Source organism: Psychromonas sp. 14N.309.X.WAT.B.A12, from assembly GCF_030397575.1.
In the GTDB taxonomy this organism is placed as follows: domain Bacteria; phylum Pseudomonadota; class Gammaproteobacteria; order Enterobacterales; family Psychromonadaceae; genus Psychromonas.
The window spans coordinates 48,811-63,681 of sequence record NZ_JAPNXS010000013.1 but is presented as its reverse complement, the minus strand read 5'-3'; the positions used below and the strand labels follow the sequence as shown (position 1 = coordinate 63,681).

General features: G+C 38.3%; 15 protein-coding genes. 8 read left to right on the top strand and 7 right to left on the bottom strand.

The window, feature by feature from the left end; translation table 11 throughout:
- Positions 1-46: 46 nt before the first annotated feature.
- On the bottom strand, positions 47-511 hold the full coding sequence (trmL, locus tag OW492_RS15035; protein ID WP_290041157.1) for a tRNA (uridine(34)/cytosine(34)/5-carboxymethylaminomethyluridine(34)-2'-O)-methyltransferase TrmL: 465 nt from the start codon (positions 509-511) through the stop codon (positions 47-49).
- A gap of 345 nt (positions 512-856) precedes the next feature.
- On the opposite strand from trmL, the gene OW492_RS15030 reads away from it, so the two are divergent.
- Positions 857-1,792: a cation diffusion facilitator family transporter gene (locus OW492_RS15030; RefSeq protein ID WP_290041155.1), complete on the top strand. Its 936-nt coding sequence runs from the start codon at positions 857-859 to the stop codon at positions 1,790-1,792.
- Between the two features lie 27 nt (positions 1,793-1,819).
- Positions 1,820-2,599 carry a serine O-acetyltransferase gene (cysE, locus tag OW492_RS15025; RefSeq protein ID WP_290041154.1) on the top strand — a complete coding sequence of 260 codons (780 nt, stop codon included), beginning with the start codon at positions 1,820-1,822 and terminating at the stop codon, positions 2,597-2,599.
- Positions 2,600-2,618: 19 nt separating this feature from the next.
- Here cysE and OW492_RS15020 read toward each other — a convergent pair whose 3' ends face one another.
- Complete coding sequence (locus tag OW492_RS15020; RefSeq protein ID WP_290041153.1) at positions 2,619-2,852, bottom strand: DUF1653 domain-containing protein; 234 nt, start codon at positions 2,850-2,852, stop codon at positions 2,619-2,621.
- A gap of 172 nt (positions 2,853-3,024) precedes the next feature.
- Between OW492_RS15020 and OW492_RS15015 the strand changes: the two genes are divergently transcribed.
- Positions 3,025-3,258, top strand: coding sequence for a cell division protein ZapB (locus OW492_RS15015; protein ID WP_290041151.1), 234 nt, complete (start codon positions 3,025-3,027; stop codon positions 3,256-3,258).
- 107 nt (positions 3,259-3,365) lie between these two features.
- On the opposite strand, the gene rraA is transcribed toward OW492_RS15015, so the two are convergent.
- The 3 genes from rraA to pyrB form a co-directional block, all read right to left on the bottom strand.
- Positions 3,366-3,881 (bottom strand): ribonuclease E activity regulator RraA, encoded by a 516-nt coding sequence (gene rraA / locus OW492_RS15010; protein ID WP_290041149.1) that lies wholly within the window; start codon positions 3,879-3,881, stop codon positions 3,366-3,368.
- Between the two features lie 306 nt (positions 3,882-4,187).
- Complete coding sequence (pyrI, locus tag OW492_RS15005) at positions 4,188-4,643, bottom strand: aspartate carbamoyltransferase regulatory subunit (protein WP_290041148.1); 456 nt, start codon at positions 4,641-4,643, stop codon at positions 4,188-4,190.
- 9 nt (positions 4,644-4,652) lie between these two features.
- Positions 4,653-5,588 carry an aspartate carbamoyltransferase gene (gene pyrB, locus OW492_RS15000; RefSeq protein WP_290041147.1) on the bottom strand — a complete coding sequence of 312 codons (936 nt, stop codon included), beginning with the start codon at positions 5,586-5,588 and terminating at the stop codon, positions 4,653-4,655.
- A gap of 170 nt (positions 5,589-5,758) precedes the next feature.
- Between pyrB and dacB the strand changes: the two genes are divergently transcribed.
- Positions 5,759-7,237: a D-alanyl-D-alanine carboxypeptidase/D-alanyl-D-alanine-endopeptidase gene (gene dacB / locus OW492_RS14995; RefSeq protein WP_290041146.1), complete on the top strand. Its 1,479-nt coding sequence runs from the start codon at positions 5,759-5,761 to the stop codon at positions 7,235-7,237.
- An 80-nt stretch (positions 7,238-7,317) separates the two neighbouring features.
- Here dacB and OW492_RS14990 read toward each other — a convergent pair whose 3' ends face one another.
- Together OW492_RS14990 and srmB are read right to left on the bottom strand one after the other, a co-directional pair.
- Positions 7,318-8,853 (bottom strand): hypothetical protein, encoded by a 1,536-nt coding sequence (locus OW492_RS14990; protein ID WP_290041145.1) that lies wholly within the window; start codon positions 8,851-8,853, stop codon positions 7,318-7,320.
- A 152-nt stretch (positions 8,854-9,005) separates the two neighbouring features.
- The gene (gene srmB, locus OW492_RS14985) at positions 9,006-10,367 is read right to left on the bottom strand and encodes an ATP-dependent RNA helicase SrmB (RefSeq protein WP_290041144.1); all 1,362 of its coding nucleotides are present in this window, start codon (positions 10,365-10,367) and stop codon (positions 9,006-9,008) included.
- Between the two features lie 211 nt (positions 10,368-10,578).
- Between srmB and cobT the strand changes: the two genes are divergently transcribed.
- From cobT to nhaD, 4 genes are all read left to right on the top strand, one after another.
- The gene (gene cobT, locus OW492_RS14980; protein WP_290041143.1) at positions 10,579-11,634 is read left to right on the top strand and encodes a nicotinate-nucleotide--dimethylbenzimidazole phosphoribosyltransferase; all 1,056 of its coding nucleotides are present in this window, start codon (positions 10,579-10,581) and stop codon (positions 11,632-11,634) included.
- Between the two features lie 44 nt (positions 11,635-11,678).
- Positions 11,679-12,455 (top strand): adenosylcobinamide-GDP ribazoletransferase, encoded by a 777-nt coding sequence (gene cobS, locus OW492_RS14975; RefSeq protein ID WP_290041142.1) that lies wholly within the window; start codon positions 11,679-11,681, stop codon positions 12,453-12,455.
- Between the two features lie 13 nt (positions 12,456-12,468).
- Positions 12,469-13,125 carry a histidine phosphatase family protein gene (locus OW492_RS14970; RefSeq protein ID WP_290041141.1) on the top strand — a complete coding sequence of 219 codons (657 nt, stop codon included), beginning with the start codon at positions 12,469-12,471 and terminating at the stop codon, positions 13,123-13,125.
- A 273-nt stretch (positions 13,126-13,398) separates the two neighbouring features.
- Positions 13,399-14,841: a sodium:proton antiporter NhaD gene (gene nhaD / locus OW492_RS14965; protein WP_290041140.1), complete on the top strand. Its 1,443-nt coding sequence runs from the start codon at positions 13,399-13,401 to the stop codon at positions 14,839-14,841.
- Positions 14,842-14,871: the final 30 nt, after the last annotated feature.

Below are 14,871 nucleotides of genomic sequence, written 5' to 3'. Positions count from 1 at the left end.
TGAGTGAAAGGTAAGTGCTTACTTACCTTGTTTGGTTTAGGTTAGTTTAAACTGCCCCTGGGAAGTCTAGTTGACGCCATGCTTCATAGACAAATACAGATACTGCATTAGATAAGTTCATTGAGCGGCTATCTGCGCGCATTGGGATACGCAATTTTTGTTGTAGTGGTAATGCATCTAATATGCTCGCAGGCAAACCCCGAGTTTCTGGACCAAATAACAATACATCACCATCTTGAAAGTTGGCATTATGGTGGTACGTCGTGGTTTTAGTGGTACAAGCTAGTAAACGCTTACCTTCAACAGCTTGTAAGAAGATATCGTAATCTTTGTGGATATGAACATTGGTCATTTCATGGTAATCAAGTCCAGCACGTCTTACTTTTTTCTCATCTAAATCAAAACCAAGTGGTTCAATTAAATGCAATACACAGCCTGTATTAGCGCACAGGCGGATAATATTTCCGGTATTTGGTGGAATCTCAGGTTCGTATAATGCAACTTCAATCATCTGTTTACTCTTGTTTTGGTCAGTTTAAATGCGGCAAGGGCTTATTTTATGGGTGTTTTAGGGAAAATAAAAGTAATGAAACATTAATGTCATTACGAACTGCTATTTAACAATCAAAACAAATCTATTAACAATTACATTTATGTTTTATAAATTGTATTTAATTGATTGATTAGTAACAAAATAAATAGGAGATATACTATTACTCGCTAAAATACTTGATTGCCAATGAAGTGATGGAATTCACAGCAATATAGTTTAGTGCTGTACATTATTAGTGGTGTTTTGTATCTGAAATGATAATGGGTATAATACTCGCCCGATAGTTTTCAAAGTGGTAATACCGTGACTCAATCATCGCACTCACAACAGTATGCTTACCTAATTAACCGAGCTGGCCATGCGGCAATTATAGCTGCCTCATTGTTAATTATTGTAAAATTAATTGCTTGGTTTATGACTGGTTCGTCAAGTATTTTAGCTGCGTTAACCGATTCTTTAATGGATGTAACAACCTCGGTTATTAATTTATTTGCGATCAAAATTGCCTTACAACCTGCTGACAAAGAACATCGTTTTGGCCACGGTAAAGCTGAAAGTTTAGCGGGATTAGCTCAAGCAGCTTTCATTTCAGGTTCTTCTATCTTTTTAATGATCAATGGTGTTTCTGCTTTAGTTAACAATCAGCCGATTCATGCAAGTAATGTCGGCATTTCAGTCATGGTCTTTTCGTTACTTGTTACCTTAGCATTAGTTTTATTTCAAAGTTACGTGGTACGAAAAACCAATAGCATGGCGATCAAAGCTGATGCCTTACATTATCGTACCGATATCATGCTGAATGGCTCTGTGTTATTGGCGATTATCTTAGCCAGCTATGGTTGGCATTGGGCTGATGGTGTATTTGCAATTGGTGTTAGCCTATTTATATTGTATGGCGCGTGGGAAATTGGTATTCAATCTATTGATGCATTAATGGATAAACAACTTCCTCAAGAAGACCAAGAGTTAATTATTAAACGCGCATACAGTGTTAAAGGGGTGCGTGGTGTGCATGATTTAAGAACGCGTTATTCAGGTTATATTAAATTCATACAGTTACATTTAGAGTTAGATGATGAGCAAACGCTATTTGATGCGCATCAGAAAGCGGATGATCTTGAGTTAATCTTAGAAACTGATTTCCCTGGGGCTGATATTTTAATTCACCTTGACCCTATTTCAGTGGTGCCAGAAAGAAACTCCATTGATCACATACAAGCTGACTCATCAACAAAATAACGATACAGAATAGTTTAAGGATAAAAAATGCAATGTAACGTAAAGAACCTCTGGGAAAAGATCAGACAAGAGGCTTGGGATAGTTCAGCAAGTGAACCTATTTTGGCGAGTTTTTTCCATTCTACTATTTTGAATCATAAAGATTTAGCCTCTGCGTTAAGTTATCAATTAGCTAATCGTTTAGACAGTCGCACTATGCCTGGCATCCTAGTAAGAGAAGTAATTGACGATGCTTTTTCTAGTGATCCAACTCTGATTGAAAGCGCAATGGCAGATATTTTAGCTGTGCAAGACCGAGACCCTGCTGTAGAAGAGTATTCGATTCCACTGTTGTACTTAAAAGGTTTTCATGCGATCCAGATTCACCGTGTTGCGCATTGGTTATGGCAACAAAAGCGTATTGCTTTAGCTTTTTATTTGCAAAACCGCAGTTCAGTGATTTTTGGTGTTGATGTGCATCCTGCCGCAACGATTGGCAAAGGGATCATGTTTGACCATGCAACAGGTGTAGTAGTGGGTGAAACTGCTGTGATAGAAGATAACGTCTCTCTTTTACAAGGAGTGACACTTGGTGGAACAGGTAAAGAGAGTGGTGATCGCCATCCTAAAATCCGTCAAGGAGTGATGATCGGTGCTGGTGCAAAAGTACTTGGCAATATTGAGATTGGTATGGGGGCTAAAATTGGCGCGGGTAGTGTCGTGTTAGAAGCCGTACCTGCACACACTACAGTTGCTGGTGTGCCTGCCAAAGTAGTGGGTAGACCGTCTTGCGATATGCCTTCCCTGTCTATGGAGCAGAACTTGTGACAGGGTAAATGGCAGTGGTCTATTTAATCTTATCGGTATCTTCAACTAATGCAAAGCGAGGTTGGCTTTTACCATCGATGAGTACATTTTCCACAAACATAGTTAACGGTCTAACCCATAATCGCCCTTCACCGTATAAAGGGCGATATATTACCATCTCTTCATCGGTTTCACTGTGGATGGCAATATCTTCAACTTGGTAAAAATTACCTTTGTAATGCTGGTATTTACCCATGGTTAATTTTGCTGACATTTTTCCTCTCAAATAATTCCAAATTGCAGCGATAAGCTTAACATAATGAGACTTTAAAGACGATTTGCATCTTTTTTTCATTAAAATTAAAACAAAGGTTGAATAAGCGCCGTGGAATGCTTATTCTCGTTGAATTCCAGTTAACCATTTACTTTGTATTAAGGGTCTTTAAATGACATTCGAGCTATTAGAAAAATTAGAAAACAAAATTAACCAAGCTGTAGAGACTATTGCATTGCTGCAAATGGAAATTGAAGAGCTTAAAGAAGATAAAGCGAGCCTAGCAGGTAAAGCTGAACAACTACAATCAGATAACGACCGTTTAAACAATGAGCATCAGCAATGGCAAGATCGTCTAAGCGCACTAGTTGGAAAAATTGATCAAGCAGAGACTAACGTAGATTAATAATCGATGTTTTAGATACTGTAAATAAAAAAACCAACGATAATGTTGGTTTTTTTATGCCTGTCTTTTTGTCGTTATACCAATTATATACTTGGTATTATTAACCGCTAGAAAACATCGTCTTCGTCGGCATCTTCTTCGTCTAATACTAATGGTTCAGGAGAAATAACAATTCCTGTGCTATCAGCATATAAGAAGTCTTCTGGTAAGAAAGTAACACCTGCAAAGTTGACCGGTGAATTTATTTCACCAATTTCATCGTCATCTGCACCTACAGGCATCGCTGTAATTGCTTGAATACCAATATCCATCTCTTCTAGCGAGTCCACTTCGCGTACACAACCATTGACAACAATACCTTCCCAATCGTTTTCAACGGCAAGCTCTGCAATGTGTGAATTGATTAAAGCACGACGTAAAGAGCCACCACCATCAATTAATAACACTTTACCTGCACCATTTTCTTCTAATACCTTGTAGATTAGTCCCACTGATTCAAAACACTTTACGGTGACGACTTCCCCCGCAAAAGAGTTACGTCCACCAAAATTGGTTAATAGCGGTTCAGCTACATCAATTGTATCGGCGTAGATATCACATAAAACAGAAGTATTGTATTGCATATAAATGCTCACTTTTAATGATGAAGTTTGTAATCAGTATAAACGTAACGCACTCTAATTCAATATTATTCTCGGATATTTGTTGAATATTTTTTAACCAGATCGACCTAGCATCAGTTAGGGTTAACGGAAGCGAAACATTATATAAAATCAGATAGTTAGATCATTTATTAGGCCGTACCGCTAATTGTACGTCGTTCAAGGCAAATTATTGGAGCAATAACTGGTTATTGAAAAATAATTTAACGTAGAAATCTGTATAAATAGCGGTGGTGACTCACTTTTCTTATCTAGTATTGAGGTTAACTAATCTAATTCATCAAAAGTCGCGCGATTAAATGACTTTTCACAGTAATGACATTTAAGTTTCAAAGTCTTTTTCTGTTTGACATAAAAACGGCTTTGAACTGGTTCATTATGGCTAATGCAGTTACTGTTAGGGCAGGATAAAACATCAATAAATGAACTTGGTAATTGTACTTTAAACTTATTAACCACTTTAAAATCTTTAATTTGATTAATCGTCGCATTAGGTGCAAATAAAGCTAATTGGTTGGCCTGTTTGTCATTAAAGAAGGTGTTTTCAATTTTGATTAAATCTTTGCTTTCACCGCTTTTTGTTGCCAAATTAAGACCAATGGTGATCTTTTCATTAGTCTGAGTAAATTTAAAGAACTTCAGTATTTTCACACCTTGGTGTGCAGGAATATGATCAATTACTGAACCTTGCTCGATAGCTTCTACTTGTAATTTCTTTTGCATGATCAACTCCTAAGGCTTTGCTTGAAAGTGGTTAGTTAATAATAAAGCGAGCAATGCTTGGCGAGCGAATACACCATTTTGTGCTTGTTGAAAATAATAGGCGTAAGGTGTGTTATCCACATCCTGATTAATTTCATCAATACGCGGTAATGGGTGCAATACTTTAAGATTGTCTTTTACATTTTTCAACATGCCTGCATTCAATAAAAAGGCTGATTTCATGTGCTGATATTCAGTTTCATCAAAGCGCTCTTTTTGTACGCGCGTCATATACAGTACATCCAATTCATCAACGACTTCTTCAATGCTGGTATGTAAAGAGAAGCTAATATCTCGTTCAGTTAGTTCCTCAATAATGTAGTCAGGCATTGCCAAAGCTTCAGGTGAAATAAAGTAAAAGTTACAGTTAAACAGTGACAAAGCTTGTGCTAAAGAATGCACAGTTCGGCCATATTTTAGGTCACCTACAAAAGCGATATTAAGGTTATCTAATCTTGCTTGTGTTTCATAAATGGTGAATAGGTCTAATAAGGTTTGTGTTGGGTGTTGGTTTGACCCATCACCACCATTAATCACAGGCACAGAGGTAAATTCAGAGGCTAAGCGCGCAGCACCTTCTTGCGGGTGGCGCATAAAGAAAGCATCAGCGTAAGATGAGATTACTTTCACCGAATCCGCTAGGGTTTCGCCTTTTTGTGCCAGTGAGGTATTACCGCCACTGTCAAAGCCGATCACACTACCACCCAAACGTTGTACCGCGGTTTCAAAAGACAAACGAGTACGTGTTGATGCTTCAAAAAAACAGCTGGCAATCACTTTGTTATTTAATAGCGTCGGTTGGGGATTTTGTTTTAAAGAGTGGGCAGTTTCTAATATTAATTCTAAATCGGAACGAGATAGATCAGCGATGGAGATGATATTTTTCTGGTACAGCGGATTATTCATTTTTTTACACTCATATTGTCTGGCCAAGTTCTGGGATAAGTGAAGCAGATAACGCGCAAAATTATATCACTATCAATTGCTTTTGTTGTTATTAATCCTTTAAATTTTCATCGCATGGTGTTGGGATAAAGGTTATCCTCAAAATTGATTTCTCGTTTAAGTGGTTTTATATGTTAAAAGTGTGTTGGTTTTTTATTAGTAGTATTTTAAGTGTCAGTGTTTTAAGTAGTCCTGTTTTAGCGCAACAATGGCAGCAACTACAATCTCTCTTACCCAAGGGGACTCAAGTCTCTTATCTGGTGTTAGACCCCCATAGCAAGAAAACGATCGCAAGTTTTCAAGAAGAAACGTTAAAAACACCGGCCAGTGTTCAAAAGTTATTAACGGCGACCACGGCTAAATTGTATTTAGGTGACGATTTTCGTTACCAAACCGCTATTCAAGGTGATAAAAAAGCATTAAAAGCTGGCATTTATAAAGGTGATTTAAGTTTGCACTTTAGCGGTGACCCGACGTTAACTCGTCAGCACATTAAGCAATTATTGCAGGGGCTAAAGCGTGCTGGTGTGAATAAAATTGAAGGCGATTTTTTATTAGATAATAGTGCATTTAACGGTTATCAATGGAGTAATGGGCAGGCTTGGAATGATTTAGGCGTATGTTATACCTCTCCAACAAGTGCCATTATCGTTAATCGTAATTGTGTGCAAGGAAATTTAAGCGTACCTGCGGAGCAAGCTGAAAAGGCGAGGTTATTTGTTCCTGATTATGAGCCTGTTGATATCACCGCAGATGTTGATGTAGTGACCAAAGAACAGCGTGATACACTATTTTGTGATTTAGAACTAACTCGTGATAGCCATAATAAATACCATCTATGGGGCTGTATGGTACCGCGTAAACGAGCGTTCCCATTAGCCTTCGCGGTTAACGACCCAAATACCTATGCGCAAAAAATAGTTGAGGCGGAAATAAAGCAAGTTGGTATCAATTTGATCGGAGACGTAAAAGTAGCGACATTAGATTATCAAAAGACTGTCGCTTCCTCTTCTGTTTTAGCATCACATCTTTCTCCGAGTTTATCTGCGTTATTAAAGCAGATGATGAAAGATTCAGATAATCTGATTGCGGATAGTTTATTTAAAACCGTTGGCGCACATTATTTCCAACAAGCGGGTAATTTCCGTAATGGTACTAAAGCGATGAAAGCGATCTTAAAAGAGCAGGGAATCGACTTAGAAAACGCTTATATTGCTGATGGTTCAGGGTTATCTCGTCATAACTTAATGAGTGCTGAATTATTTATGTCGGTAATGAAGTTTGTGTACCAGCAAGAAGCTAAATTAGGTTTGCTGGATAGTTTATCCGTTGCAGGAGTGGATGGAACATTAAGGTACCATAAAGGCGTTAATGCGAAAGCCTTAAAGGGTAAAGTCATTGCTAAAACAGGCTCATTAAAAGGTGTCGCGAACTTAGTTGGCATTGTAAAAAGCCCAACTGGTGACAAATTGTTTGTATTGATGATTAATGGTTATAACCAAGAAAATAGTGTTACTCGAGCGGTTATACCTAGGGTTGAAAAAGCGTCAGCTTATCTCTTTGAAAAAGCTTTCTTTAAACACATTTATGAAGGTACAACACCTAAATAGCGAAGCAATTAAAAAGGGGAACTATCCGATAAGATAATTCCCCTTGTTACTGTGACTTACTGCTATGTCTTAATGGGCCGTTATTTAATAGAAAACCAAGTGGTCGGCCTACCTTGAGCAAACAACAATACGCCAGTTGATTGTAATGGTGCATCAATAGCTTTTGCATCACTGACCTTAAGCGGGTAACTCAAGCCATCTGATTCTAACTGTAGCCATTGATTATTCTTTTTAACTAGCAAGTCTTGCCAAGAAAAGTGCTGTGTTTGTGCTACTTCAATAGGTGCTTGAATACGCGATACGCGACTTGAGAACACTAAGCCCTTATCTTTTTGTTCAAAGACTAACATTTCACAGCCGTTACTTGAGCACCAGTCTAATAGAACGATAGCTTCTTCTTTACCATCGCCATTCAGGTCAAATCGGACTGAGTTAAAGCGTGTGTTTTTAGGGTCTGTTCTGTGTATTTTGAAGTATTGGCGTACTGCTTTTTGTACTTCTACATCAATTTGATTTGGTGCATCAAGTTGTTGTGGAGAAAGTTGACGTGTTACTTGGATGGTTTCACTGTCTATATTACCGTGTTTTGCATTCATTTTGTCAAAGGAAATTGGATGTTCTAGCGGCGTTAACACATTATTATTATTGATTTCAGTGCAAATTAAACTGAGCCCTTCACGTTTAAACACCAGCTCTTCACGAATATTTTTATCGCCTTCTTTAGTTAACATAACCACTACTGAATCAGGGGTGTTACTTTTCCAAAAACCCGTTTTAATATTTTGCTCTGATAACTCACCTTGCTGGAATACAACGGTATGATTGTCATTTAACGATAGGTTAATCTCTTGTTGCTGTATAGCTTGGCTGAGGTACTCACCAGTGTAGGATTGGTCATTATCTAATTCGCCTAGTTCACCGCAACCAAAGAATTGACCATCTACGCTCTCCACCTTAGTGGTGTAACCCCAATACTCTTTATGGTCCGACAGGTAACATTGCCCTGGTTCAATTTTTAGGGTGAGTCGCTGATCATTGTCATCGGTGGCATGCAGAACATGTTGTCTATCAGTCTCTATTTGTGAGTTAGTAATAGTATAAGATTGGTTACTGGTTTTAGCTGCAAAGTAGAGCTGGTTTTCATGGATGTTAATACGCCAATAGGGCATGTCACCAGTCGCTTTAAAACTAAAACTATCAACGGCTTTAGCACATTGAAGTGAGGATTTAGCTAATGCCATGTGATGCACTTTATCGATACGTGTAACAACTGATGAACTTGATTTTTTATCCGTGAAGCTAATTTCACCAGCGAACTCTATATAAACCGGTTCTGATTGACTGTTACCTATCTGCTGATAGATTTCAGCTAAAGGCTCTTCTGTTTGTATCGGATACTGCTCTGGATCGTCACAAGGTGTGAAATAAGCTTGGTTATTTTTATAGCTGAGTTGCCCCCTGAAGCTAGTACCTAATATATGAGAAAAGGGTGTTGCTTGAGGAAGTGTTGAAAACACACTTGCTGTTTCTGTATTGATTTCGGGGGGAGTGGAAGCACAGGCTGATAATAGGGTGATTAATGACGTTGAAATTAACAGTGGATAAGATAGACGCATAATTGACCTTTAGACAGTTTCAGCTGAAAAATAAAAACCTTTATTATAATTACTATAACAGTCTGAAAATAATTGTCTGTAAGCTCAGATAGTTAACTTCTCAATTCTAAGAGAAGTTAACTGTTTTGACAAACATTGCTTAATAAAGTTAATTATTTATCAACATTTTCCTCTTGCTTTTTGTTTTTACCTGCCCAGTTTGGTTTACCTTTGGCTTTAATTGCACGGTGGCGCTGTTTACCCATATCTTGTTTTTTCTTTTGACGCTTCTCTTTTTGTAGGCGTTTTACTTCTTCTTCGCGTGCTTTGCCTTTTTTAGTTAAAGGTTTTTTAGTTTTACGTAAACTTGTTTTAGCTTCTTTGTGCGCAGGACGTAAACCTTTAATCACACGGCGTTTTAAGATTTGATCGGTATAACGTTCCACTTTAGCTAAGATATCAATATCATGCGCTTCTATAATTGAAATCGCTGTACCTTTTTTACCACCTCGAGCTGTACGGCCAATGCGGTGTACATAAACATCAGCACTACGCGGCATATCATAGTTAATAACATGGGTAATGTCTGGTACATCAATACCGCGAGCAGCAACGTCGGTAGCAATTAATATGTTGGTTGTGCCTTCTTTGAACTGACGTAATGATAAGTTACGTTTTTCTTGATCCATTTCACCACGTAGGTAGTTACAACGGATATTCAGTTCAGCAAGTTGCGCTACTAACTGAGCAAGACGATCACGTGTTTTTACAAACACAATCATCTTATGAACTTGTTCATGCTCAGGTTCTTGCTCCAGGATTGCAGCTAATAATTTTAATTTATGCTCTGGGTTATCAGCTAAATGTACATATTGTAAAATTTTACCGCTTTCTCTACGTGTTACTTCTGCATCTAATTTAACTGGATTTTTTAATACGTCACGTGCAAATTCGCGTAACCCTTTGCCTTCTAAAGTCGCTGAGAAAAGGGCAGTCATTTTACGCCAGCGAGCTTCACCTGCAATGCGATCCATCTCTGCGATGAATCCCATGTCTAACATACGGTCTGCTTCATCTAATACTAGGCATTCTACTTCGCGACAGTCAAAGGCTTCAGCATCAATGTATTCCATTAAACGGCCTGGGGTTGCGATCACAATATCAACAGTGCCCATAATGGTATCTTCTTGTTCTTGATAAGAGATTCCACCAATAATATTACCAACAACCAGTTTAGTACCTTCTACTAGCTGTTCAGCGACTTCACTGATTTGTACAGCAAGCTCTCGTGTTGGGGTTAATACTAAAATACGTGCAGAGCCACCTTTACGACGAGGATAATCAATTAAGCGTTGTACCGCAGGTAACAAGAAAGCCAAGGTTTTACCTGTACCTGTTGGCGCGCTGGCCATGATATCTCGTTCATCCATTGCGGGTGGGATCACTAGGTTTTGAATACTTGTAGGGCGTGTGTGGCCCATTTTAGCAACGGCGTTTAATAAATGCTGATCAAGATCAAGCGATGCAAATGACATGAGATTTTCCAATACAATAAAACAAAAAGCACATTATAAAGCAAAGATTGTGTTTAGGGGGGAATTGTCTATTAATTAACGCATTTATTCTTAGGAAATGCTTGGATTGCGATAAAATTGATTTACCATAAGATAAAATCTTGTATTTACCTCATATAATACAATAAACGTGTATTCTGTCAGTTCATTGATTTAAGTGTAAGGAAGTTGTGTGTTTAATATTGTTGCCCCGCTAGATAAAGTTACTTCAGAGTTTGTTGATGCTTTACAAGAAAAAATCGACCTTAAAACTAAACCGCAAGGTAGTTTAGGCTTATTGGAGTCTGTGGCGTTTAAAGTGGGTTTATTACAACAAACATTAACGCCTGTTTTTAATCATCCAAGTGTGGTGATTTTTGCCGCGGATCACGGTGTTGCGGAAGAGGGCGTGAGTTTATTCCCACAAGTTGTCACAGAGCAGATGGTATTAAACTTTTTGAATGGCGGCGCTGCCATTAACTGCTTTTCTAAACAGCATAATATTGATTTAAAGATAGTTAATGCCGGTGTAAAGGCTAACTTCGACCATCTTCAAGCCGAGAACTTTATTAATCAGCCTATTGCCTTAGGCACACAAAACTTTGCACAGAGTGCAGCCATGACAGAACAACAATGTGAAGCTGCAATTGCACAAGGTGCAGAAGTCGTTTTACAACAGCATAAAGCAGGCTGTAATGTGATTGGATTTGGTGAAATGGGCATTGCTAATACCACTTCTGCTGCTGCCATTATGTCGGCGCTATTATCTTTATCGGGTCAACAATGTGCAGGTAAAGGAACAGGTATTACTGACCAAACTGTATTATTAAAAGCGCGGGTTATTGACCAAGCAATACAAAAGCATCAATTACATGATGCGGATGCAATGACGGTGTTACAAAAGGTGGGCGGATTAGAAATCGCCATGATGGTCGGCGCGATGTTAAAAGCTGCTGAATTATCAATGTTAGTATTGGTAGATGGGTTTATCGCTTCAAGCGCGGCATTAGTCGCCAGCGAGATCAATGATAACTTTTTACAATATACACAGTTCTGCCATCAATCTGATGAACAAGCACATCAGTTGCTATTAAATAATATGCAAGCAACACCATTATTAAATTTAGGAATGCGTCTGGGTGAAGGCTCTGGCGTAGCCGTTGCGTATCCATTGTTAGTGTCAGGGTTAACCTTTTTAAATGAGATGGCTTCTTTTAATGATGCCGGTGTTTCCGATAGTAGCCAGTAAGTATCCATCTAAATTCAATGCGAGAAATAAGGCTTAAATATAAAATGCGGCAGCTAATCATCAAACAATGGACGTTATGCTGTTATGCATTGTCCTTTTTCTCGCGTGTACCTGTTCCTGCATCAACGGACTTTAAAGCTTACCCTTTCCATCTTGGTAATATTTACTTTCCTTTTGTTGGTTTGTTATATGCACTTGTGTGCATTTTAGTTTATGTGTTTGCTAACTTGTTTTTTAATGAAAGTATCAGTGTATTGCTGATGTTAATGGCTGGCTTGCTATTTACTGGTGCTTTACATGAAGATGGCTTAGCCGACAGCGTCGATGGCTTTGGTGGTGGTTATCATAAAGAGCAACGCCTAGCGATTATGAAGGATAGTCAAATTGGTGCTTACGGTGTGATCGCTTTAATCATGCTAATCGCATTAAAGTTATTCTCTTTTACACAGTTAGCGGAAATAGGTAGTTGCACTTTATTTATTACCCTTATTGTTGCATCTGTTTTAAGCCGGGCGAGTACCTTGCTATTAATGCAATACAGCCAATATGCGAGACAGGAGCAAAGTAGTAAATCCATACAATCGTCACAATCTTTACCTCGACACTACTTTTTTAACGCAATAGCTTTAAGTTTATTAGTGTTGTTATTACTCCCAATCACTGCTGCTGTGCTTGTTTTATCATTGTTAATTGCCAATACCTTTTTTTGGCAGCGTTATTTTAATAACAGCATTGATGGTTACACCGGAGATTGTTTAGGTTTGTTACAGCAATTGAATGAACTATTAATTTTGCTCGCTTGTATTGCAGTCTTAAGTTAAGTATTGGTGATATATGTCAGACTCTAACAAGCATTTTCCCATTGCGCATAACATTTACTTAGTGCGTCATGGCGCTGTGAATTTAGACTCTGATATTTGTTACGGGCAGTTAGATTGTGAGTTGACAGAAAGCTATGCTCAAGACCTCCAATCTTTAACAAATTACGTTCAAGCTAGATGTCCTGCAAGCGAGCATATGCAAATTATCAGTAGCCCTTTAACTCGTTGTTTAAAATTAGCGAAGGGGTTACAACAAGCTGTTCAACCAGTTTCTCCTTCCTTAAAAACGAATACTGCTTTTCAAGAGATTAACTTTGGGGATTGGGAAGGTAAAACATGGCAATCTATTGGAAAACAAGCCATCGATGATTGGAGTGCTGATCTGCTCGATTATCAATTTTTTAAGGGAGAAAGTGCAAGGCAGTTTGATCAACGTGTGGTGACCGCTTGGCATCAACTGAATGAATCCCTATCTACAGCGAAACAAACTCAGAATATTATATTGATAACCCATGCTGGTGTTATTCGTTCTATTCTTAGTCACTTCTTAAAAATACCTTTAGACCATGCGTTAACCTTAAAAATTGATAAATTAAGCGTATCGATCTTACGTGTTGTGCCACAACAAAATCAATTATCGCAATGCACGGCTATTAATCATATTTTATGACATTAACCACGAGTTTATTGATCTACACTATCTTTTCTTCGTTTGTTAAGGGCTAGTATCTTCAGTACTTGCTTAAATTATTGCTCAGAAATTTGAAATAATAAGCCTTATCTCTTTGATTAAATTTATTATTTTTGGATCTTTTAAGTTTTATTGCATTCGGCTTCAAAGTTTTCATATTTAGCACTTTGTTAACGTACATTGCACGTTCCTGCATATGCTAGAATCTGGCGAAATTTAATGCTTCAATTTATTTACTTTAAGGAAAACGTAATGTTAAAGCTGCCCTCGCGACTCGGTGTCATATTGACATTTTTTACCGTGTTCTTCTCTTCTAGCTTGATGGCTAGTACCGGAGAAACTATTGATTTAACCTCACATGGCATTGGTTATGCTGCAATTTTGTTTTTTGCTATTGCCTACTGTTTAGTGATGTTGGAGGATGTAATACATCTTCGTAAATCAAAGCCTGTGTTGGTAGCGGCAGGTATTATTTGGGGCATGATTGGCTTTTATTATTCTCAACATGGTATGAGTCATGATGCGGAAGCCGCTTTTCGTCATAACCTATTAGAATATGCAGAGCTGTTCTTCTTCCTTTTAGTCGCAATGACTTACATTAACGCCATGGAAGAGCGTCAATTGTTTGATGCATTGCGCGCTTGGATGGTGAATAAAGGCTTTACACTGCGTTTGATTTTCTGGTTAACCGGTGTGTTAGCATTCTTTATCTCTCCCATTGCCGATAACTTAACAACAGCACTGTTAATGTGTGCGATTGTCATGAAAGTTGGTGGCAACAATAAAAAATTCATCTCCATCGCATGTATCAACATAGTTGTAGCTGCTAATGCTGGTGGCGCGTTTAGCCCATTTGGCGATATTACCACTCTGATGGTTTGGCAAAAAGGCATGGTTGAGTTCACTACCTTCTTTGCGTTATTTATCCCTTCTGCGGTTAACTACCTAGTGCCTGCTATCATCATGAGTTTCTTTATTTCTAAAGACCAAGCTAAAGGTGATGGTGAAGTTGTGATCATGAAGCGTGGTGCTAAACGTATCGTTGGACTGTTTTTATTAACTATCTTCTTTGCTGTGGCGGGGCATTCATTCTTAGGTATGCCACCCGTATTAGGCATGATGACAGGCTTAGGTATTTTACAATTCTTTGCTTTCTTTCTGCGCAAAACACAAAAGCACCATTACCAATATGCAATGGCTCATACGGTTGATAAAAAAGAGCATGAACGCCTACGTGGTCTAGGTGATGGTGCTCCTTTTGATATCTTCAACAAAGTAGCAAGAGCAGAATGGGATACTTTATTATTCTTTTATGGTGTTGTGTTATGTGTTGGTGGTTTAGGGTTTATTGGTTATCTAGGCATGATCTCTGAAGCCATGTACAGTAATTGGGATGCAACTTATGCTAATATCACTGTAGGGGTTTTATCTGCGATAGTAGATAACATTCCGGTGATGTTCGCAGTATTAAGTATGGAACCTGTGATGAGCCAGGGACAATGGTTACTAGTTACCTTAACGGCAGGTGTCGGTGGGAGCATGTTATCTATTGGTAGTGCCGCGGGTGTTGCGCTAATGGGACAAGCGCGAGGGATTTATACCTTTGGTGTGCATTTAAAATGGGCACCGGTAATTGCACTAGGTTATGTAGCGAGTATCTTTGCGCACCTTTGGTTTAATGCTGTTTATTTTTAAAACTATTAATATTAAATCACGACCATAACG